18 protein-coding genes are annotated in these 19,618 nt (G+C 44.4%); 8 read left to right on the forward strand and 10 right to left on the reverse strand.

All coding sequences use genetic code 11. The features are described 5' to 3' along the window. Positions 1–74 precede the first annotated feature (74 nt). The 3 genes from AB4249_RS09835 to AB4249_RS09845 all read left to right on the forward strand — a co-directional run bounded on the left by AB4249_RS09835 (position 75) and on the right by AB4249_RS09845 (position 2,494). Positions 75–662 carry a DUF4136 domain-containing protein gene (locus tag AB4249_RS09835; RefSeq protein ID WP_017064475.1) on the forward strand — a complete coding sequence of 196 codons (588 nt, stop codon included), beginning with the start codon at positions 75–77 and terminating at the stop codon, positions 660–662. 178 nt (positions 663–840) lie between these two features. Next, positions 841–2,025 (forward strand): D-alanyl-D-alanine carboxypeptidase family protein, encoded by a 1,185-nt coding sequence (locus AB4249_RS09840; protein WP_017064476.1) that lies wholly within the window; start codon positions 841–843, stop codon positions 2,023–2,025. A 175-nt stretch (positions 2,026–2,200) separates the two neighbouring features. Beyond that, on the forward strand, positions 2,201–2,494 hold the full coding sequence (locus tag AB4249_RS09845) for a YkgJ family cysteine cluster protein (protein ID WP_080967419.1): 294 nt from the start codon (positions 2,201–2,203) through the stop codon (positions 2,492–2,494). A gap of 166 nt (positions 2,495–2,660) precedes the next feature. Here the strand turns inward: AB4249_RS09845 and AB4249_RS09850 are convergent, their stop codons facing one another. From AB4249_RS09850 to AB4249_RS09875, 6 genes are all read right to left on the reverse strand, one after another. After that, entirely contained in the window at positions 2,661–4,337 is a 1,677-nt protein-coding gene (locus tag AB4249_RS09850; RefSeq protein WP_372058977.1) for a pseudouridine synthase, read from the reverse strand. Positions 4,338–4,487: 150 nt separating this feature from the next. Beyond that, positions 4,488–5,108 carry a glutathione S-transferase family protein gene (locus AB4249_RS09855; protein ID WP_229647847.1) on the reverse strand — a complete coding sequence of 207 codons (621 nt, stop codon included), beginning with the start codon at positions 5,106–5,108 and terminating at the stop codon, positions 4,488–4,490. Positions 5,109–5,142: 34 nt separating this feature from the next. Beyond that, on the reverse strand, positions 5,143–6,174 hold the full coding sequence (locus AB4249_RS09860) for an NADP-dependent oxidoreductase (protein ID WP_372058975.1): 1,032 nt from the start codon (positions 6,172–6,174) through the stop codon (positions 5,143–5,145). 143 nt (positions 6,175–6,317) lie between these two features. Further along, positions 6,318–6,908 carry a TetR/AcrR family transcriptional regulator gene (locus AB4249_RS09865; RefSeq protein WP_017062643.1) on the reverse strand — a complete coding sequence of 197 codons (591 nt, stop codon included), beginning with the start codon at positions 6,906–6,908 and terminating at the stop codon, positions 6,318–6,320. A gap of 180 nt (positions 6,909–7,088) precedes the next feature. Next, on the reverse strand, positions 7,089–7,562 hold the full coding sequence (locus AB4249_RS09870) for an FKBP-type peptidyl-prolyl cis-trans isomerase (RefSeq protein WP_017062642.1): 474 nt from the start codon (positions 7,560–7,562) through the stop codon (positions 7,089–7,091). A 76-nt stretch (positions 7,563–7,638) separates the two neighbouring features. Beyond that, positions 7,639–8,265, reverse strand: coding sequence for a thioredoxin domain-containing protein (locus AB4249_RS09875; protein ID WP_017062641.1), 627 nt, complete (start codon positions 8,263–8,265; stop codon positions 7,639–7,641). Positions 8,266–8,523: 258 nt separating this feature from the next. On the opposite strand from AB4249_RS09875, the gene AB4249_RS09880 reads away from it, so the two are divergent. Continuing rightward, positions 8,524–9,159 carry an OmpA family protein gene (locus AB4249_RS09880; protein ID WP_029235219.1) on the forward strand — a complete coding sequence of 212 codons (636 nt, stop codon included), beginning with the start codon at positions 8,524–8,526 and terminating at the stop codon, positions 9,157–9,159. Between the two features lie 109 nt (positions 9,160–9,268). On the opposite strand, the gene AB4249_RS09885 is transcribed toward AB4249_RS09880, so the two are convergent. After that, positions 9,269–9,628, reverse strand: coding sequence for a glutaredoxin (locus AB4249_RS09885; RefSeq protein WP_017062638.1), 360 nt, complete (start codon positions 9,626–9,628; stop codon positions 9,269–9,271). An 89-nt stretch (positions 9,629–9,717) separates the two neighbouring features. Beyond that, positions 9,718–11,310 (reverse strand): nitric oxide reductase transcriptional regulator NorR, encoded by a 1,593-nt coding sequence (gene norR, locus AB4249_RS09890; protein WP_017062637.1) that lies wholly within the window; start codon positions 11,308–11,310, stop codon positions 9,718–9,720. A gap of 366 nt (positions 11,311–11,676) precedes the next feature. Between norR and hmpA the strand changes: the two genes are divergently transcribed. Next, positions 11,677–12,873: an NO-inducible flavohemoprotein gene (gene hmpA, locus AB4249_RS09895; protein WP_017062636.1), complete on the forward strand. Its 1,197-nt coding sequence runs from the start codon at positions 11,677–11,679 to the stop codon at positions 12,871–12,873. 158 nt (positions 12,874–13,031) lie between these two features. Here the strand turns inward: hmpA and AB4249_RS09900 are convergent, their stop codons facing one another. Both AB4249_RS09900 and clcA read right to left on the reverse strand, forming a co-directional pair. After that, positions 13,032–13,979 (reverse strand): TDT family transporter, encoded by a 948-nt coding sequence (locus AB4249_RS09900; RefSeq protein ID WP_017062635.1) that lies wholly within the window; start codon positions 13,977–13,979, stop codon positions 13,032–13,034. A gap of 239 nt (positions 13,980–14,218) precedes the next feature. Continuing rightward, on the reverse strand, positions 14,219–15,625 hold the full coding sequence (clcA, locus tag AB4249_RS09905; protein ID WP_102333494.1) for a H(+)/Cl(-) exchange transporter ClcA: 1,407 nt from the start codon (positions 15,623–15,625) through the stop codon (positions 14,219–14,221). Between the two features lie 552 nt (positions 15,626–16,177). Between clcA and AB4249_RS09910 the strand changes: the two genes are divergently transcribed. The 3 genes from AB4249_RS09910 (at position 16,178) to AB4249_RS09920 (ending at position 19,415) form a co-directional block, all read left to right on the forward strand. Next, entirely contained in the window at positions 16,178–17,161 is a 984-nt protein-coding gene (locus AB4249_RS09910) for a GTP-binding protein (protein ID WP_017069160.1), read from the forward strand. 182 nt (positions 17,162–17,343) lie between these two features. After that, entirely contained in the window at positions 17,344–18,630 is a 1,287-nt protein-coding gene (locus AB4249_RS09915) for a DEAD/DEAH box helicase (RefSeq protein ID WP_017062632.1), read from the forward strand. Between the two features lie 164 nt (positions 18,631–18,794). Next, complete coding sequence (locus tag AB4249_RS09920) at positions 18,795–19,415, forward strand: LysE family translocator (RefSeq protein ID WP_017064486.1); 621 nt, start codon at positions 18,795–18,797, stop codon at positions 19,413–19,415. Positions 19,416–19,618: the final 203 nt, after the last annotated feature.

Below are 19,618 nucleotides of genomic sequence, written 5' to 3' on the forward strand. Positions count from 1 at the left end.
TTCTATTAACATAATTACTATTTATGTTGGAGGTTGAATTGATAGTTATTCTTATATAGGTAAGGAAGCCTCGAATGATAAAACGATCCATTTGTGCAACAAAAAGCATAAAAAAAGCAGCACTATTGGCTTTGATGGCTATTGGGCTGACCGCATGCTCTACGCAAGAAATACCACCCACACACAATTATGGTGTGGTCACTAGCGGTGACTTTGGTTTCATGAAACACGGCGTGATGACGTACTCCTGGCACCCTGAGTCAGAAAAGGTTTACCTTTCTCAAAAATACGATGAAACCGTGGTAACCGATTTAGTGCGTGATTCGATTCAAGAACAGCTCTCAAGTAAAGGTTATCAGTTAAAGCAGGATGGTGTCGGTGATGTTGTTGTAGGCTTTGGATTAGCGGAAGAATCGGAACTGAACGATGAGTCTATCTTCGATGCGATTAAGCTATCTACTGGTGTGCCATTTTACGATGGTGAAGGTAAAGTCGCGGAGAAAGGGTCGTTGTACATTGCGTTTTTCGTACCTAACTCAGAGGTCGTACAATGGCAAGCATTAGCACAGTCTGGCATCCAACCTGATTTAGAGCCAAGCGAGAGCAAACAGCGTATTACTGGCTTTGTTGAAATGTTATTTAGACGCATGCCTGAGCGATAGCATTAGGCGTTGAATGCATTCGTGGAGTAAATATTAGTTGTGGAAAATATGGTCAGATCGCAGATTATACTTTTTTATTTGTAACGAATGGTACAAATACGTAAAGCAACGTAAAGTTCGCGCTTCTTTTGCTAGCATTTGTCTATACTGCTCAAAACGTTAACTTAGGTTTGATTCAATGAAACTGTTTTCCAAATACTCTCTCCCTCTATTAAGTATATTCATTGTAAGTAACGCCGCGATGGTAAGTAATGCAGCTATCGCAGCACCTTCTATAGTACCAAGCCCACCTAGCCTAGGCGCAAAAGGGTATGTGTTAATTGATTTTAATTCTGGTGATGTGCTGGTAGAAAAAAACGCACATACGAAGTTAAACCCAGCAAGCTTGACCAAACTGATGACCAGCTATGTGGCAGGTCAAGAGATGAAGCGAGGCAACATCTCTGCTGATGATCAGGTACGAATCAGTGAGAACGCGTGGGCGAAGAACTTCCCAGACTCTTCAAAAATGTTCATCGAAGTAAACACCGATGTAGCAATGATGGATCTTTATCGTGGCTTGATTATTCAATCCGGTAATGATGCTAGCGTTGCGATTGCAGAGCATGTTGCAGGCTCACAAGATGCATTCGTTGACCTGATGAACTCTTGGGCTACCTCTCTGAAGCTAGAAAACACCCATTTTGCCAATGCACATGGTTTGGATGCAGACGACCTCTATTCGACTCCTTACGATATCGCGTTACTCGGTCGTGCCATTATTCGTGATTTACCGGATGTGTATGGCTTATACAGCGAACGCTCTTTCAGTTACAACGGCATCACTCAACATAACCGTAATGGCTTGTTGCGTGATAGAAGCTTAACCGTTGATGGCATGAAAACGGGCTACACCTCTGGTGCTGGCTACAGTTTGGCGAGTTCAGCGACACAAGGTGAGATGAGACTTATCGCGGTTGTGATGGGCGCATCAAGCGTTAAGAGCCGTGAATCAGACAGCAAACAGCTGTTGAGCTACGGTTTCCGTTTCTTCGATACACTAAACCCGCATAAAGGCGGCGATCAAGTGGCTGAAGAGAAGGTATGGTTTGGTGAGCAAGACACATTGAAATTAGGTGTGGCAGAAGACACGTTCATTACGTTGCCTAAGTCAGACAGTAAAAAGCTGACTGCATCTATCGAGCTTAACTCTGAACTGAAAGCGCCAATTGCAGAAGGTCAAACTCTAGGTGTGGTTCATTACACCGTTGATGGCGAAGATGTTCAAACTCAGCCTTTGATCGCGCTTGAAGCGGTTGAACAGGGCGGTTTGTTCAAACGTTTAATAGACTACGTTAAGCTGTTCTTCGCGAGCCTGTTCTAAATAGAGCCTGTGGCGATAAGCCGCGCTGAAAAGTCGAAATATTATGGGTGTTGTGAGTGAATCACAGCGCCCTTTGTTATTTCTACATCAATGAAAACGCCGCGCCGCACTATCTTTATTAGCCGTAGCGGGCGGTTTCGATTACTATACGCAAAATTTAGCAGTGTAGTCACTTATGACGATAGAGATAAAGAACGTAACCGAACCCGAAGTAACCTGTGCAAATTGTCAGGCATGCTGTTGTCGTTTAGAGGTTATGATCATCACAGATACGGGCGTACCTGAAGAGCACATCGCTTATGATGAATGGGGCGGTGAAACCATGAAGCGCTTAGACGACGGCTGGTGTTCTGCGGTAGATAGAGAAACACTGATGTGTACTATCTACGAAAACCGACCATGGATCTGTCGCGAGTTCGAAATGGGCTCTTTCGAATGTGTTGACCAGCGCAAAGATGTGATGGGCTAGGCGTCTGCAGTATTGAACTCAGTAACTAAAGTACGCTAATGAACTGTGATAATCACATTAAAATTAAATATCAGGGTTCTATACCTTAAGCAGTTGTAGAACCTTGATGCGTTTTATGAGATCAAATATTGAGTGAGATAAGAGTCTTAGCTCGATAAGTTAGAGTTTAGAACTCGGAAGGCACTTCAAACTCCATCCATTCACCGGTTGTCGGGTGAATCAACTTTAAGTAGCCAGCGTGCAGGTGTAAGCGCTCGCGTTTGTATCCGTATAAGTCGTCACCACGAATAGGTACAGCAAGCCCTAATGGATGAGCACAGTGCACTCGCAGCTGGTGGGTTCGCCCTGTTTTAGGGTACAAGTGAACCTTGGTTTTGCCATTGTGAGTGCTAACCACTTGCCAATGGGTCTCTGCATTTCGGCCGTGTTGGTGACAAACCAGTTGTCTTGGTCTGTCCGTGATGTCGCCGCGCAAAGGAAGGCTGATATTGCCAGATTCGCCCGTTATCTCGCCATCTAACAAAGCGGTGTAGCGTTTCTCTACGGTTCTATTAATGAACTGCTTCTGAATATGCTTGTTTGATTCCGCCGTGAGCGCCAAGATCAACAAACCTGACGTCGACATATCCAACCTATGGATAATCAAAGGACCAGTCGCATCCGGGTAACGCGCTTTTATGCGGGTATAAACTGAATCTTCGATGAACTTACCGGGAACCGACAAGAACTCTTCAGGCTTATTGACGACTACGATTTCATCGTCTTCATAAACAATATTAAAAGACTTACCAACCGCAGGGTTCACGATAAGCGGGTTATCTTCTAGCTCTATGCCACTTAACTGGTGTTCGAGGATCTCAAAGCTTTTACTCTGACAAACAGGGTAGAGGTTTGCGTGTTGTCGAATGATGTCTGTAGGCGGTAATCCCCACCAAAACTCAGATAATGCTAACGGCTTGAACCCGTGTTCAAACGCAAAGTTAAGCAACTTAGGTAGGCAGCAGTCACCAGAGCCTTCAAGCGCGTCTTTACCATCGAGCAACTCGAGTAAATTCTTAGATTGCTTGGCTTGATTGATAAAGCGATAGTGAGAGAGGCGTTGAGTTTCCAACTGTTGTGAAACTGCTTGGTGATCTTGCTTACGGTTTTTCAGTTCGCTTTCAATCAAATCAATTTGTGATTGGCGCTCTGCGATCTTCTGTTTCCACTCAATACGAAGTGCTTTTAGGTCACGTTTCTCTTGGCTACTTTGATTGCCCAGTTGTTTGAGCAAATTCGCCGCTGACTCTAGATTCCCTAATGCTTTTTCTTGATTGGCTTGTTCTCTGAGTTCGTTACGCTGAGCTTTGTTTGCGGCCATTGCTAACTGAAAGGCTTCGATAGCTTTTGCTGATTCGATTTTTAACCCTTCAAGCTCGGCCAATAATGTGTCTAGATTGTGCGACTGTTGCAGCTTTTCAATGTCGTCCGAGAGCTGCAATTGGCGAGCAAGGTTCGCACTGTTTTGAGATTGAAACTGTTTTGAATCGAAGGCTGGTGGAACAAAGTGAATGTTGTTTAACTGAGAGACCAAAGCCGGATCTAACTGTAAGCCTGAAAACGCAGAAAGGTAACCTAACCCTTGTGTGGTTGGATTCTGAACAAGAAGCACAGCGTAGAGATTACCTTGCGAGGTTTCATTCACACCACAGTCGACAAGTGATTGCTGAAGCTGCAGCATAGCGAATTCACACACAGGGTGCGGGGTATAGTAATACGGAAACGTAAAACGAGTCGGTAGCGCTAAATCGACATTCGTGTTTGCTAGGTGCAGAGGTGTGTATTGAGCGAGGTTTGTTGGCATTAAGATCAAACTCTATGGCTGTTCAGTTAGAGTTCGGTATTGTTGTCGAAATGAAGGCAAATGAGAAGCCAAAGCGAAAGATAAATCGACTTTGGCTTCATTTAGTTGCTTGTGCTTATCCTAAGCGCGCAGAGCTTGATTGAAACTCGATCAGTTCGAGTGTTCTAGCTCTAGTTGCTCGGCTTTTTGGTAAGCAGGGTGGCTCGTTAAAAGATCACCGTATTTAGCAATGTTAGGGTAGAGCGCAGTGGCACCGAAGTTACCCACGATTTCTACGATGAACGACATCATGAAATCGGCACCCGTCAGAGTATCAGCAACAAGGTAAGTTTTACCTTCAAGTGCTTCGTTGACAAAGGTTAGGACCTTTTGGTTTTCATCATCAGCGTAGCCGCCAAGGAAATTTGTCTCGCAACCGTCTTTCATCACAAAGATTTTAAGTAGCATTGGCAGGATACCAGAGCTTTCAGCGAAGTGAAGCCACTGTAAGTATTCCACGTAGTCAGCGGTGCCGCGCACTGGTGCGAACTTACCTTGACCGTATTTATCGATTAGGTACTCGGTGATAGCACCAGATTCGCTGATCACAACACCATCGTCTTCAATAACCGGAGATTTACCAAGAGGGTGAACAGTCTTCAATTCTGGTGGTGCTAGAAACGTTACACTGTCTCGTTGGTATGGTTTGATTTGATAATCAACACCAAGCTCTTCCAGTAGCCAGATGATTCGTTTTGAGCGAGATTTGTTTAGGTGATGCAAAGTAATCATGATTTTACCTAGTTAACTGGTTCAGTTTTTAAATTTATTTAGCTTCGTTTGTTTTGATAACAAGCTTACCGAAGTTTTGGCCTTCCAATAGACCCATGAATGCTTGTGGCGCTTCGTCTAGGCCTTCAACTAGGTGCTCACGGTAATGCATCTTGCCTTGAGACAACCATTCTGTCATTTGAACAGCAAATTCGTTGTAACGGTGTGCGTAGTCATCAAAGATGATGAAACCTTGCATCTTAATTCTTTTAACAAGCAGCATACCCATCAGGCTAGACATACGATCTGGTCCTTCAGGCAGTGAAGTCGCATTGTATTGAGAGATAAGGCCACACACAGGAATACGAGCACCTGTGTTAAGCAGAGGCATTACTGCATCGAATACCTTGCCGCCAACGTTTTCAAAGTAAACGTCGATGCCGTTGTCACACGCTTTAGCCAATTGCTCCGCGAAGTCGTCAGCTTTGTGGTCGATGCATTCATCAAAGCCAAGAATCTCTTTCGCGTACTGACACTTCTCTTGACCGCCTGCAACGCCGATAACACGACAGCCTTTTAGTTTGCCGATTTGTCCAACGGTTGCGCCTACAGCACCTGTTGCTGCTGCAACGACTAGCGTGTCGCCTTCTTTAGGTTGGCCGATATCAAGCAAGCCCATGTAAGCGGTAAAACCAGGCATACCCATGATGCCAAGCGCGTAAGAAGGGTGCGTTGGTTCTTTGCCGAGTTTGATTAGGCCTTCACCGTTAGACACACCAAGATCTTGCCAACCTGTGTAAGCCAGTACCCATTCGCCAACTTCGTAATCAGCGTGGTTTGATTCTTCAACCTGACATACGGTTGCGCCAACCATCACCTCATCAATCTCGACAGGGTCTGCGTAAGATTTAGCATCGCTCATACGACCACGCATGTAGGGGTCTAGAGAAAGGTAAACTGAGCGAAGTAACATCTCGCCGTCTTTGATGCTTGGCGCAGCTATTGTCTCTAAACGGAAGTTGTCTTGAGTCGGTGCGCCAACTGGGCGAGAAGCCAATACGATTCGGCGATTGTCTTGTTGAGTCATTGGATGTCCTTAATTGTGTATTTTATACATTTAGAATTAGACCAGTCGTCTAGTCTTGTTGTCTAAAAATCCCGCCGTCATCAAATTGATAAGAGGGCGGGTGATTTTTTTAAGTTAAAGCCAATAAAGCGCGCTGCGCGTTATTAGCTTTCACCTTTTAAAATTCGTTCGGTAAGGCTCAAAGCTGACTGTAAGCTATGTGAGCTTTGGCTCAGCTTGCTCAATAAGCTGGCGCCTAACCACATTGAGTATAGGTTCTGAGCTGCTTCTTGGCTCTCTTCAACCTTTATGGAGCCATCTTCAATACCGCCGACAATGCACTGTTCGATGGTATTCGTCACTTTTTCTGCACCCTTTAATAGCGCTTGGCGCATAGGATCAGAAAGATCAGAAACTTCCGCGCTGAGTTTAACGACCAAGCATTTATGAGCATTGCAGGTGCCGTTTTCAATCTGTGACCATCGAGTGAAATAACTGACAATTCTCTGGTAATGGTTGCCTTCACCATGAACCAAAATAGTTTCAACTCTGCTGATGTAGGTCTCAAAATAGTGCTGGATCAGAGCCTCGCCAAATTGCTCTTTCGATTTAAAGTAGTGGTAAAACGACCCTTTCGGCACGTCCGCTTCTTTAAGCAATTGCGATAAGCCAACGCCGTTAAAGCCGTTGTTCACTATTAATTGGTAGCCAACATCTAAAACATGCAGGCGTGTGTCATTCGTTTTTTCGTTCATGGGCGGTACTATAAGTTAAATTAGACCAGTCGTCTAGTGGTCGGTTTTCGAGGGTATATTTGGTCGTTGTTACAGTAGCTAAATAGCTAAATAGCTCAATATCTAAAGAGGCTTCAAATGTTCAGATATAAAAAAGCCCCGACATAGCGCGTATGTTGGGGCTTAAATCAGTAACTTCGATTATTTGATAGAGATGAGTTCTACATCAAAAATCAGAGTCGATGATGGTGGGATAGGGCCTGAACCGCCTTTACCGTAAGCTAGAGTGCTTGGAATAAATAGACGAACTTTTTGGCCTTCAACCATGTAAGTCAAACCTTCTTGCCAGCCTTTAATTACTTGCTTAAGAGCAAATGAGATTGGCTCGCCGCGCTCAACAGAGCTGTCGAAAACAGTGCCGTCGATTAGCGTACCGTGGTAGTGAACCGTTACTTTGCTGTTCTTAGTTGGGTGCTCTGTGCCTGTACCTTCTTCAAGAACAAGGTATTGAAGACCGCTTTCAGTCGTAATCACGCCTTCTTTAGTGCCGTTTTCAATTAGAAATTGTTGGCCTTGTTCGAAGTTTTCTCCGCCAGACTTATGATTCGTCCAAGTACGGTAAATCATGAAACCCGCCAAAAGAAAGACAATGACCGGGATGACAAATTTAGACATAGTAAAACCTATTTATATTGAGTGCTGAATTTCGTAGTTAATACAAAATGTGTTAATCAGTTGACTAAAGCCGTGATTATGGTTGAGTCAAAAGGTAGTTGATCGTTTTTGCAATGCCAGCAACGTCTTGGTGACCTGCTGTTAGTACTTGGTATTTACCGTTGATGATAAAGGTTGGTACTGAGTTGATCTGACCTTTTACTGAGATCTCTTCTGCTTGCTTAACGTAGTCGAAAAGAGCGACTTGCTGTTCTTTATTCAGCTGGTATGGGCTAACCAAACCACGAGAAGTAAACGCTGTCTCTAGTGCTTGTTGACGCTGCTCAGGTGTTGCATCTGCACCCATTTGAACGGCACCAAATAGGTCGTCCATGAATGCGTGGTCAGGCGTCGCATCAAGCTGCATCACTGCTGTGTAGTAGATCATTGCGCTGATTTGAGCGCTTTCGTTGAACGTCACGTGCATCTTGCCAATAGTTTGGTCTGTTAGAGATTCAATCTCTGGAATGGCACTTTCCATTTGACGGCAGTGACCACAGTTAAGAGAGAAGATTTCAGTGATCGGAGACAAGTTAAATTCTGTTAGAGCAGTAGGAAGCGCTTCGTATTGAACGCCTTTTTGTGGCTCGTCTGTTTCACTACAACCCGCGATAATGAGTACGGCAGCGAGTGCTGTGATGAATTTAGTAAATGGTTTAAACATAATGTTTGCTCTAGCGTTGAGAAGTCGTGAGATTCTAACTATTTAGTACGAATTGGAAAACAATTATAAGGTAAATAAATGCAAACAGTTCGAACTAGCGGCTGAAGACAAGCTAGTAGACGGTTAACTGTGATCAACAGCACTTTTTGGGGTTCTGCTTTCTTTTCGTCTAAAGTTTTTCCCTCGGTGCCGATATAGACATTAGTGAATGGTTTATCTGCATGAGTGGTTGGTGAAGTAATGAGATATTTAGCGATAATGTTAAGCATAGCTTTGGCTGGGTGTGAAGCCACGTCACCAACTGACTTACTTGGCGGTGACATGCTAGAGACTGCACCACAAACCGATTACGACTTGATGCATCCTGAATGGGGTGTGGTTCAAACGACTCATGTAGCAAGCAATCGTGGGTACTCTATCCAGAGTAGCACTCATCAACACAGAACCATCACGACCAACTACGGACGTGGCGTTTCGACTAACGACCCACTGGAAGTCTTTTTAAGACAAAACCGCATCGATTTTGAAGTGTTGCCGGGTAACCATGTGATGGTAAAGCTTGAGCAGCACGTGAACTTTAAAACAGGTTCAGCATTCCCTGAGCCAGCGTATAATCAATGGCTAGATACGCTAGGCAGCTACCTTGCTCAACGCCAAGATATTGATGTGGTGATTGAAGGGCACACCGATAACACGGGCACAGATCGAATCAATGATCCGCTTTCAGAGCAGCGAGCAAAAGAAGTGAAGGCTCGATTAGAGAGTAACTACGTATCAAGTCGTTCCATCTATACTCGTGGCTTCGGTGAGTATGTTCCAGCTTGTACGAACGCTTCTGCGCAAGGCAAGGCGTGTAACCGCCGTGTTGAATTGATGCTGATTGTCACGAAGTAGTCGTTTGAAATTTCGCGCCCAATTTGAAGCGATTAACGCCAAATAACAGATATAAAAAATCCCTCACATTCGAGGGATTTTTTGTATCTGACTTTTGTTGCTTTATTGCTTATGCAAACTGCTTTTCTAAGTAAGTCACGATATCTGAAGATTCGTACATCCACTCAGTTTTACCGTCTTTTTCGATACGTAGACAAGGCACTTTCACACGACCGCCGCCAGCTTCAAGCTCAGCACGGTGTTGCTCGTTGTTTTTTGCATCACGAAGTTCAAATTGAACCGACTGACGTTTCATCGCGCGGCGCACTTTCACACAAAATGGGCACGCTTCGAATTGGTATAACGTGTGCGTTTTTGCTTGCTCATTTACTTTGCTTTGTTCTTCTTGAGAACGCTTCACACCACGTGGGCTGAAAACAAAATTCAATAACAAGATGACACGACCTAAGAACCAACGGATAAACTTCATAACTCTCTCTACATATTTAAAATTAGCGTTACAATTTGCAGCATTATATACACAAGTTTTGTCAGATGCTCGCAACAAACCGCTAATATCTATTTTGTCCGTTCGATCGTATGAGACTTAGCCACATTTAGCCCTAAACGCTTAGACAGTCGAGTCAGATTTGCTCGGTCTGTTTTCAGAACTCGCCCTGCTTGTGCCCAGTTAAAGTTGGCATCTTCCAACACCTCAGTAATGATACTGCGTTGAAAATCGTCCGTTGCACCACGTAGCCCTGCAGAAAGGTCGATCGTTGGTGTCGATAATGGTGTGTTTTTCACCTGAGTCGTCGCAATTGGCTGATCTTGGTCTAGAGGACCACAATCTTCCTTGGTGATTGTCACCAGGTTTTTATTGGTGCTGCGCGCTAACGCTTTCAATGCGGAACGACTGATCACATGCTCAAGTTCACGCACGTTACCCGGCCAACCATAACGGTTTAGGAAAGAAAGAACGTCGGAGCGGAACTTAACTTGGTTGATACCAAGCTTACGACGCGCTTGTTCTAAGAAGAAACCCGCTAATAGGCTGATGTCGTCACCACGATCTTTCAGTGCTGGCACCGCGATAGGATACACACTCAATCGGTGGTACAAATCGGCTCTGAATCGACCGTCTTCAACTTCTTGTTTTAGATCTCGGTTTGTCGCTGCCAATACTCGCACATCAATGGTTTGAATGTTGTCTTGGCCAACCGGTTGGATTTCGTTGTTTTGCAGCGCACGTAGGAGCTTACTTTGAGCGGCCAAAGGCAATTCACCAATCTCATCAAGGAACAGTGTGCCACCATCGGCTAAAGCAAATTTACCTAAGCGGTTTTTGTCTGCGCCAGTGAACGCGCCACGAACGTGACCAAACAGTTCACTCTCTACTAAGTTTTCAGAAATTGCAGCACAGTTTACGTAGACGAGTGGGTTACGTTTACGTTGAGATTGGTGGTGCAGGGTGCGAGCCACAAGCTCTTTACCAACCCCGGTGTCACCATGAATCAAGATATTAAACTCAGATGGAGCTACAACAGCGATGTCGTTCTTAAGCGCGACCATGGTGTCACTGTTACCAATCAACTCACCGCCGTCACGTTCCCACGCTTCTACGTTCAATTCTTCGAGTAATTGCTTTGACTGTTTTGCTTGATGCTCAAGTTGCGAGAAGGTCAGTGCCATCTGCATGGTTGAGGCTGCAATAGCTGCCAGTACTTCAAGGTTCCGCGCCGGAATATTCGCGAAGACATCAGGTTTCAAGCTATCTAGAGTCAGAATGCCCAATAACTTGTCGCCAAATAGCAAAGGCAAGCCCATACAAGCATGCATTGGTAAATCGCCATCATGGTCAATAAGCAAACCATCGAAAGGATCGGGTAGGGAGCTGTCAGCATCGAAACGAACAGGAGAGCGAGACGCGCAGATCTCTTCAAATCGTGGGTGTTCTGAAATGATAAAGCGACGACCGAATGTATCTCGGCTGAGCCCTTGCATTGCGATAGGTACTAGCGTGTCGCCTTGAAGGCTTAAAAGCGCGACACAATCACACGTTATGGTTTTGCGAATGGCATCGATCAGGCGATTGAAACGATCTTGATCGTTGACACCACTTGCGAGGCCAATGGTCATTTCCATGAGGGTAGATGCGGAGATATCTTGCATAAAAAACTCTAACTGTGTGTTTATCTACATAATAGAGTCTTATTGACTTAAAAAAAAGGTCTTTTTGACATTTTTATAAGATGAGTTTTGAGAAGAAAACCAGTAATGACGGGGATTGATAAAGTTGGCACTGATTGTGCAGAAGATACAGAGAAGCCCAATTATAGCACTGATTAAACAGACTATTCTTGATCTCAATCAATCAGGTTGCATTAATCAGGTTTCGCGATTTTTTGAAATGAAAACGAGTCAAAATAACTCAGTTTCTAAAAATAACTAAGGTTTCAGAAAATCGATAAGTCATTCTTAATTTTTAGTAGTCAAAATGACATATAGGTCATAAGGCTCAGTGTTCGGAGTAAATTCATGCTTAACAATGCACATATCGAAATCATCAAATCTACTATTCCTCTACTTGAGAGCGCAGGCCCAGCTTTAACTCAGCATTTTTATCAACGTATGTTCACGCATAACCCTGAGTTGAAAGATATCTTCAATATGACTCACCAAAGAACAGGTCGCCAAGGCGTAGCACTGTTTGAAGCTATCGCGGCATATGCAAAGAACATTGAAAATCTAGCAGCGTTAACAACTGCCGTTGAACGTATTGCTCAGAAACACACAAGCTTTAACATTCAACCAGAGCACTACCAAATTGTTGGTTTGCACCTGATTGAGACATTACGTGAACTAGCTGCTGACGCCTTTACTCCAGAAGTGGAAGAAGCATGGACAGCCGCTTACCTATTCTTGGCGCAAGTATTCATCGATCGTGAAGCTGAACTTTACCTACAGCGTAAGCAAGCTGTTGGTGGTTGGGAAGCAGCGCGTGCGTTTGTGATTGCAGACAAAATCGAAGAGTCAGCGCTAGTAACAAGCTTTATCCTTCAGCCAAAAGACGGCGGTGAAGTTCTGGATTACACACCAGGTCAATACATCGGTATCGAAGTGAAACCAGAAGGCTCTCAATACAGCGAGATTCGTCAATACTCACTGTCTGATAAGCCAAACGGCAAGCAATACCGTATTTCTGTTAAACGTGAAGGACAAGGCCAAGAGACACAAGGCGTTGTATCTAACCACCTACACGATACGGTTGCTGTTGGTGATGAGGTTAGCCTATACGCACCAGCGGGTGACTTCATGTATCAAGAGCGCAGCAAGCCAGTAACACTTATCTCTGCAGGTGTTGGTGTAACGCCAATGCAGTCTATGCTTGAGTTCCTAAACACGGAAGATAAAAACGAGCCAGTACTTTACCTTCACGCTTGTGAGAACGTAGGCCAACACTCTTTCACGACTCGTGTTAAAGATATTGTTGCCGACAAAGGTTGGGAAGCGAAAACGTGGTACATGAACAAAGATGAATCTGCATGTGAAAACACGCATCAAGGTCAAATGGATCTAGCGTCTATCTCTGATACTAAAGGCTTTGAAGAGAGCGATTTCTACATCTGTGGTCCTGTTGGTTTCATGAAGAATATCGTAGAGCAGCTAGATGCAATGAAAGTTGACCGTTCACGCGTTCACTACGAAGTATTCGGCCCTCACGCTAACTTCTAATAGGTCTCGGCATTTCTAGTAACACTCGCCTGAACTATTAATACCTTGCCTATTCAAAGGCCTCACAGTGTGAGGCCTTTTTGGGTTTGGTTGGTTTTGTCTGACATCATCGACTACTGCAGAACACGATGGTTCAGCTAAGATCTTTTCGCTTCTATCTAAGAACGTTTCATCTTCTTGGACATGTAGTCGGAATCGAAAAACTCAGGCCAGTACATTTTTACGTAACCACCGGCAACCCAAATCACTAGAATGGTGGCGATGGTTAGCTCAAAGAAACCAAACTTGTGTAGCCAATACCATTGTGGGTATTCCGCGCCGAAAAATGTAGTTAGACGATGCATGGCAATAGCGCTGATCACAGATGGGAAGGTGACGGCAGCAATCGAAGGTTGGAACTTCAAACGCATCAGGCGGATGTAACACAAGTAAATCAACAAAGTCATGGTGATGGCAATGCCCGCCAATGCACCTGTTAGAATCGGGTCTGGGTTGTCGAAGTTAACCAAGTAAGCGGCTAAAGATAAGTTAACCGGAGCTGCCATGATAGCGAGTGTTGGTCTTGCTCGGCGAGGAAGATTGCCTTCGAACACCAAGCGGTACAACACCACTGGCAACATAAGGAAATAGATACCAATACAAGTGACCGCAAGTGTTTCTGAAAATACGGTGTGCCCGAACTGTGTGCCAGCTAAGGAACTGCTGATCAAACCGACCGGATACAGAAACCAACTCGGTACAATGTTCGACATTTTGAAGTTGATGATCTGAAAACTGAAGAACAACACCATCATGGTAAAGTGCAGCAATAGCGCGCAGAACCAAACTGGGTAGGCGATAGCTGGCGATATCTCGGCTAAATAGTCGCACAGAATCAGTAAAGCCATGCTCATTGGTGCCATCAAGCTTCCGCTTAACGGGTGGCGAATATCATTAAGGAAGGTATTAAAGCTCGTTAAATAGCGCAGTAAAACAGGCAGCAATAATAGCGCGCCGAATGCAGCGAGGTAGGGACGAATTATCTCACCAATGCCCGGGATATATAACGCCCAAGCTTGTCCTAACCCAATAACGCCAAGTGCTAAAGACGCCTGAGATGGCGGCACATTTTTTACTTGGGTTAATCTTCTCCAGTTCAACGACTTGCTCCGACTTAGTTAATTACAGAATATTGGACTATTTGCCTTAGTTAGAGTGTGTAGGTCTTCCATCAATAGATTTTGAGGGCACTCAACTAATTTTGAGTGGATGATACCAAGTTTAACGTTTGCTTTTTTGATTTTGATACGGAATCGGGAGATTAAGCACGTTGAATGTGTGCTTTTGTTTCATGAGTCATTTGTAATTAACGTACTTCCTCTTGTTGAGGGAGATCTTGTTGTCTTAGTTTTTCGTTTTTCAGCGTACGGTTAAGCAGTTGACTGTAAATTGGCTGCCCACCTAACATTTGAGCAATGATTACCGCACCTAAGCAGGTGATGATCAACGGCAGGATCAGGTAGTAGTTATTGGTCATTTCGATAACCAACAGTATGCCAGTGATAGGCGCTCGCACGGTGGCGGCAAATAATGCTCCCATGCCAGCAATTGCAAACATACCCGGTTCAATATTCAGTTCGGGAAAGAATGCCGCTGCGATAAGCCCGAACGCATAACCAAAGAGTGTTCCTAGCGCAAGCATTGGTGCAAAGATACCGCCTGGCGCACCAGAGCCGAAACAAAGCAGGGTAGTGAGGACTCGGCCTAAGAAAATCAACAACAACACATTGGCGCTGTAGCTGCCATTCGTGATGTTCGGGATGATACCAATACCACCACCAGTTAATTCAGGTATATAAAGGAGCAACAAGCCAAAGCAACCGCCAAGTAGGGTGCCTGTCATCAAGTAGCGTTTACGGTCATTCTTGTGGATCGCCACAAACAGGTCTTGGGAAAGCGTAATCAGTTTATTGAAAATCACACCAAACAGGCCGAACAACACACCTAATAATAAGAATAACCAAAGTGCGTCGAGTTCAGGCGGCTGGTACTGAGGCATTGTGATAACGGCAGATTGGCCATTGATAGAACGAAATACAATGTTGGCTGAAACTGCTGAGATGATGACAGCTTTGATTGATATGAGTGAGTAGCGAAACTGTGGTCTCATCTCCTCAACCACAAACATGATTCCTGCCAGTGGTGCGTTAAATGCGGCGGCTAAGCCACCAGCGGCACCTGAAGCCAACAGTGAGTGGCGAGTGTCATCGTCTTTGACTCGAAAGATATCAGTGACCATACGACCGATACTGCCGCCCATTTGAACGGTTGGCCCTTCACGGCCTAAAACCATACCAGAGCCTAACGCGCCCATGCCGCCAAAGAATTTTACGGGTAATACTCTCCACCATCGAACAGGGCGCATGCCGTCCATTGCACCTTCGATTTCAGGGATACCTGAACCGGCAGCCTCTGGAGCAAAGCGGTGAACGAGGAAGTAACCAATAAAGGCAAATGCAGCACTAATAAGGAAAGCGGCCAACCAAAGGGGTAAATAGCTACCGATTTCATCTTTAAGCCAATCGGTACGAGTTTCTGTGATGAAATGAACCGCGACTTCGAAATAGGTACCCACTACGCCAGCAAGTACACCTACAATACAAGAAAGAAAGAGAACGGAAGCGGGTGTCTTATCTCTTGAGAGAAATTGATTAATAGCATCCCTTGGCATTTTGGCTAATAAGGATTGCTTAATTTTCTCTCTTCTGATCATAAAGATAAGTTTCCTGAATGAGTTAAGGCGGGGTTGCATTAAATTATACGCTTCCTCTGCATATCCTATAGCAACAAAGTTGAAAAGTTGAATTTCATTTATGGAATGTACGTGTTACATAAATAGAATATATGCTCAATAGTGGAATCACCGTCACAGTTTTGATCGATTCTCTGGCGGCGGCTTGAATATCCCCAAAAATGAACCATAGTTAAATCGTAAAGCAACATAACGAACCGCAAGGAGAAGTGAGGTTTTACACACAATTTGGATGGATTCAGAAACAAAGTTTTAGTTCCTCGTTAAATGTTCAGGTCGATATTTAAGGCTTCCTGATTCGCGAACTCACGATTGAGTAACGAGGGTGAGGCGTACTGAGTAAGTACGCCTTTAGTTCGTCTGGAGCATCCCATTTCCTCATTTCGCTTCTACTGCTTTATCTCTTCTGATTATTTTCGCGCCAACCTCTATTAACGAATCTCAGTGTAAACAATCGATTGGGGTCAACTTTTTGGTGATTGAGTATATACTCCCTTAAAAAGGAGAACTGATATGACTAAAAAAGTTCCTACAAACATCATTACGGGTTTCTTGGGTGTTGGTAAAACGACAGCCATCTTGAACCTGCTAAAAAATAAACCTGAGAATGAAAACTGGGCTGTTCTGGTTAATGAATTCGGGGAAATCGGCATTGACGGTGCATTGATGACAGATCAAGGCGCTTTGATTAAAGAAGTGCCGGGTGGATGCATGTGCTGTACTGCGGGCGTGCCTATGTCAGTGGGTATTAATGCCTTACTTCGCCAAAAGCCAGACCGTTTATTGATTGAGCCGACAGGGCTTGGTCACCCTAAACAGGTTATAGCGACACTGACTTCCGATCAGTACACACCATATGTCGATTTAAAAGCGACGCTTGGTTTGGTTGACCCACGAAATCTGTCTAATGAAAAGTACACCTCGAATCAGAATTTTAATGATCAACTAAATAGTGCAGATGTGATTCTTGGTACTAAGGTTGACCTTGTTCATTCTGAAGACATCGATGTGTTCAATGATTGGGTGACGGATCAAACGCCAGCAAAAGTCTTCCATAAGCTAATTCACGATGGTGAAGTGCCATTGGAAGTGTTAGACATTGAAAGAGTATACGGCAGTGCTTCATCTCATATTGAAGCGCATCATCACGATCACGCTGAACAAGAGCCTCAATTCCAACTTCCTCCTGGTGAAGCTTTCATCCGTAAAGAGAATAAAGGACAGGGCTATTTCAGTTGTGGTTGGTTGTTTGGCGCAGAGCATAAGTTCGACTTCGATGCGCTATTCTCTATGTTGTCAGATCTAACGGCCGAGCGTGTAAAAGCTGTCGTGAACACCGACCAAGGTTGCTACGCATTCAATGTGGCGAATCAAGTCGTGTCTGTGAACGAAATTACGCTTGATGGCTTTGAATCTCGACTGGAAGTGATCGACTCGCAGCTCATGCCATGGGGCGATCTCGAGCAGATTCTACTCAAGCTGTGTGGCATCAAATAGCCCTGTTTTTGCTGTTTGAACCAAGGATCTTGGTGTTTACCTCGTTGAAGGCGGGATAAACACCAGATTAAATGAGAAAGTTTGCGTTATATCACGATAAATGTGAGATAAATCACTCTAATTACTTTATAGTGCTCGGCTGAAATAAGAATGTAGGCTGTCTGCTTAAGGAACCCGTAACAATGTCATTTTCCTCTCAAGGTTTTGCTCCTGAATTAGTCAAAGCGTTGACTGAGTGTGGTTATGAAAAACTCACTCCAATTCAACAAAAAGCGATTCCAATGGCTCGTAAAGGCCATGATATTTTTGCTACTGCTCAAACCGGTACGGGTAAAACAGCGGCATTTTCATTGCCTGTTATTCAGCACCTTTTGAACAGCGGTAAAAAGGCGTCTAGAGGAACGGCTCGCGGCCTTATTCTTGCTCCAACTCGTGAGCTTGCTGCGCAGATCGCTCAAAACATTAAAGACTACGTTAAATACACAGATCTAAGTGTTTCTGCGGTTTACGGTGGTAACAAGATGTCTTCACAAGTTCGTCAACTAGAACTGGGTGTGGATATTTTGGTTGCAACACCTGGCCGTTTAGAAGAGCACTTAGAAGCGGGTAACGTGTCTATTGCTAACCTAGAATTTCTAGTATTTGATGAAGCTGACCGTATCCTTGATATGGGCTTTATCAATGCCGTTCGTAAGATCATGTTGGATGTAGAAACATCACCGCAAATCATGATGTTCTCTGCAACGACTTCTACTCAGTTAAACCAACTGTCTGTTGATATTCTGCGTAAACCAAAACGTATTAGTGTTGAGCGCGAAAACTCAACGGCTGCTACTGTCGGCCACGTGGTTTACCCAGTGGATCAAGAGCGTAAAACAGAACTGCTTTCTGAGCTGATTGGTCGTAAAAACTGGCGCCAAGTGCTTGTTTTTGTTAACTACAAAGAAACAGCGAACGATGTAGTTAAAGAGCTTAAGCTAGACGGCATTAAAGCAGTACTGTGTCACGGTGATAAAGCGCAAAGTGCTCGTCGTCGTGCTCTAGACGATTTTAAAGAAGGTAAAGCGCGTGTAATGGTAGCAACCGACGTTGCGGCTCGTGGTCTTGATATCGAAGACTTACCACACGTAATTAACTACGACATGCCTTTCCTAGCAGAAGACTATGTTCACCGTATTGGCCGTACAGGTCGTGCAGGTAAGCAAGGTCACGCTGTCTCTTTCGTTAACCGCGAAGAAGAGCTGACTGTCGTTCAAGTTGAAAAACTGATTCAACAGCGTATTCGTCGTGTTGAACAACCGGGTTATGAACCGAAGAAACGTGATGCTTACATCGAGAAGCTGAACACTAAATCGGCTTACAAAAACCGTCAGGGTCGTAAGAACAACGCGAACGAAGAGCCACAAGATCAAGCAAGCGCTGAACGTCGTTTGACTATGATGAAGCGAATTAAAAACCGTCGTAAGTAATTACGGTTGGTGATTGAAAAGAGCCACTGTTATGTGGCTCTTTTTGTTTGTATTGATCGCAATATTGTTTATTGTCATTACTGCTTCGTTTCAACCTCGCTTCATTTCAAGCCCGATCAAGAAACAAGAACTAATAAATAAAAACAAGTCGATAAGGTAATAATATGGATAGCGCACTACTTTGGGCTTTTATTCCCACGTTTTTCTTCGTGTCAATCACGCCCGGTATGTGTATGACTTTGGCGTTGACACTTGGAATGAGTGTTGGATACAAGCGTACATTATGGATGATGATCGGTGAACTGGCTGGTGTCGCTGTGGTTTCTATTGCCGCGGTATTGGGTATCGCTTCGATCATGTTGAATTACCCATGGCTATTTACGGGCTTTAAATTTGTTGGTGCGGGTTACCTGTTTTATTTAGGCGTTCAGATGTGGCGTTCGAGAGGCAAACTGGCGATCAGTACTGACAACCAAACAACAAAAGTCAGCAATGATTGGGACTTGGTGGTTCAAGGTTTTGTCACTGCAATTGCGAACCCAAAAGGCTGGGCGTTTATGATTTCTTTGCTGCCTCCTTTTATTAACAGCAATAAAGACTTAGCACCGCAGTTGTTCATTCTCGTGTCAATCATTCTGGTTTCTGAGTTTGTTTGCATGACCTTATACGCGACAGGCGGAAAGAGCTTAAAGCATATGCTGGGCAAAGCCGACAATGTTAAGTTGATGAACCGCATTGCAGGTACGTTGATGATGGGCGTTGGTGTTTGGTTGTTCGTGAGCTAATTCTGGTTAGCCTACAACGAGCAGAGATCCCCGACTCAGTCGTTCCTCCTTCTCGAGGGTGACGCGTACGTGGGATGATGACGACTTAGGATTACGGTGAGTTTTGAAAATTCGGATTCTTACTTAAACCGAAGAATGCATAGAATATAAAAAGAGCGATAGGGCATTTGGCCTTATCGCTCTTTTTGATTTTACTTAGCTAG

The sequence above is a fragment of the Vibrio sp. 10N.261.55.F4 genome (assembly GCF_041470465.1).
Taxonomy (GTDB): domain Bacteria; phylum Pseudomonadota; class Gammaproteobacteria; order Enterobacterales; family Vibrionaceae; genus Vibrio; species Vibrio crassostreae_C.

Bases quoted from the DNA above. Each gene is read 5' to 3' on its own strand.
- AB4249_RS09835 (WP_017064475.1), top strand. From the start codon at position 75: ATGATAAAACGATCCATTTGTGCAACAAAAAGCATAAAAAAAGCAGCA.
- AB4249_RS09840 (WP_017064476.1), top strand. From the start codon at position 841: ATGAAACTGTTTTCCAAATACTCTCTCCCTCTATTAAGTATATTCATT.
- AB4249_RS09845 (WP_080967419.1), top strand. From the start codon at position 2,201: ATGACGATAGAGATAAAGAACGTAACCGAACCCGAAGTAACCTGTGCA.
- AB4249_RS09850 (WP_372058977.1), bottom strand. From the start codon at position 4,337: ATGCCAACAAACCTCGCTCAATACACACCTCTGCACCTAGCAAACACG.
- AB4249_RS09855 (WP_229647847.1), bottom strand. From the start codon at position 5,108: ATGATTACTTTGCATCACCTAAACAAATCTCGCTCAAAACGAATCATC.
- AB4249_RS09860 (WP_372058975.1), bottom strand. From the start codon at position 6,174: ATGACTCAACAAGACAATCGCCGAATCGTATTGGCTTCTCGCCCAGTT.
- AB4249_RS09865 (WP_017062643.1), bottom strand. From the start codon at position 6,908: ATGAACGAAAAAACGAATGACACACGCCTGCATGTTTTAGATGTTGGC.
- AB4249_RS09870 (WP_017062642.1), bottom strand. From the start codon at position 7,562: ATGTCTAAATTTGTCATCCCGGTCATTGTCTTTCTTTTGGCGGGTTTC.
- AB4249_RS09875 (WP_017062641.1), bottom strand. From the start codon at position 8,265: ATGTTTAAACCATTTACTAAATTCATCACAGCACTCGCTGCCGTACTC.
- AB4249_RS09880 (WP_029235219.1), top strand. From the start codon at position 8,524: ATGTTAAGCATAGCTTTGGCTGGGTGTGAAGCCACGTCACCAACTGAC.
- AB4249_RS09885 (WP_017062638.1), bottom strand. From the start codon at position 9,628: ATGAAGTTTATCCGTTGGTTCTTAGGTCGTGTCATCTTGTTATTGAAT.
- norR (WP_017062637.1), bottom strand. From the start codon at position 11,310: ATGCAAGATATCTCCGCATCTACCCTCATGGAAATGACCATTGGCCTC.
- hmpA (WP_017062636.1), top strand. From the start codon at position 11,677: ATGCTTAACAATGCACATATCGAAATCATCAAATCTACTATTCCTCTA.
- clcA (WP_102333494.1), bottom strand. From the start codon at position 15,625: ATGATCAGAAGAGAGAAAATTAAGCAATCCTTATTAGCCAAAATGCCA.
- AB4249_RS09910 (WP_017069160.1), top strand. From the start codon at position 16,178: ATGACTAAAAAAGTTCCTACAAACATCATTACGGGTTTCTTGGGTGTT.
- AB4249_RS09915 (WP_017062632.1), top strand. From the start codon at position 17,344: ATGTCATTTTCCTCTCAAGGTTTTGCTCCTGAATTAGTCAAAGCGTTG.
- AB4249_RS09920 (WP_017064486.1), top strand. From the start codon at position 18,795: ATGGATAGCGCACTACTTTGGGCTTTTATTCCCACGTTTTTCTTCGTG.